This is a genomic window from Bacillus sp. Xin1 (assembly GCF_013314535.1).
In the GTDB taxonomy this organism is placed as follows: domain Bacteria; phylum Bacillota; class Bacilli; order Bacillales; family Bacillaceae_G; genus Bacillus_A.
Genome location: NZ_JABUAE010000192.1, coordinates 1 through 340, shown reverse-complemented (window position 1 = coordinate 340; position 340 = coordinate 1). Strand labels below are relative to the sequence as shown.

Annotated in this window: 1 protein-coding gene; it reads right to left on the bottom strand. The window is 35.6% G+C overall.

Going from position 1 to position 340, the window contains the following annotated elements; genetic code table 11:
* Positions 1-340: topoisomerase C-terminal repeat-containing protein (locus HRG09_RS28465; protein ID WP_375335782.1), on the bottom strand; the 340-nt coding region annotated here is incomplete at both ends.

The window sequence follows — 340 nt, the reverse complement described above, 5'->3', positions numbered from 1 at the left end:
TCCTTTGATTTGATCGGTCATATTCTTTTCTAATATTTTGATTACATTGTTACTACTAATTTTCTTTCCAGACACCACTCCTGGGATAATAAATTCACAAGTCTTTTTATATTGCTCACATAAGTAATGAGATTTCCCTACAAGGACTCGGCTCTTGCATAGCGGACATTTCCCTAATGTACGATCTTCAATTGTTGGAAATCGAAACTTTAAACCCTCCTTATCCAAATAGAGTGCCGCTGTAAATTCACCTTTTTCTCCTTTGAATCCTTGAATGAAGTCCGAACATTGTCCCTTAAGTATCTTTTTCATTTGAGAAGGAGGAATCGCTTTTTCTTTC